We start from the raw sequence: 694 nt of genomic DNA on the forward strand, positions 1-694 counted from the left end.
GTAAAGGAAAAAGTGGTTTGATGGGAAAAATGTTGGGAGGCCTTGGTTCCAAAATGGGATTTGGAGGCAAGGGAAACTTGAGTGGAGATTCTCCAGTTATACCTGATTTATCGGGAATGGATTTGAAGCAATTCTCAACGTTTCAAAAGCAGATTGAAAATGATAATGGAGGGAAGATTTTGCCTGGACTTCCCAAGCGTGGGCCTATATTTCCTGGTCTTTCCAATAGCATTGCCGATGGGGGAAAATTTCCTCAGCATCCTAAGAAAAAATAAGATGTAAAGAGGGAAAGGAATATGATGCAGGAAACAGTATTAAACGAATTAGCACATTTACGAGCATCCATTGATAATTTTGATGCAACCTTGATTCATATCTTAGCAGAGCGGTTTCGTTGTACGAAAGCTGTTGGGCGCTTAAAAGCCCGTTATGATTTGCCTAAAGTAGATCCTCTGCGTGAGCAATATCAGGTAGCGCGTTTGCGGCAATTGGCTATAGATAGTCATCTTGATCCTGATTTTGCTGAAAGATTTTTAAAATTTATTATCAAAGAAGTTGTGAGTCATCATGAAGTTATTGCTGAAGAGCAAAAAACAAAAAAGTCAATTTAAACGAAAGCCAGAGCTGACAATAGGAGATAAAATATGGCATTGAAAATTCGTTTGTCCCGTGGAGGTTCAAAAAAACGTCCTTA

The 694-nt window shown here is 38.9% G+C and carries 2 pseudogenes; both read left to right on the forward strand.

Annotation, left to right across the window (positions count from 1 at the left end):
- A pseudogene (locus ACFIO3_RS14790) lies at positions 1–275 on the forward strand (signal recognition particle protein); the annotation flags it as partial.
- A 24-nt stretch (positions 276–299) separates the two neighbouring features.
- Positions 300–628, forward strand: a pseudogene (locus tag ACFIO3_RS14795) (chorismate mutase).
- The last annotated feature ends 66 nt before the right edge of the window (positions 629–694 follow it).

It is taken from the genome of Bartonella sp. AD328YNZD, assembly GCF_042196425.1.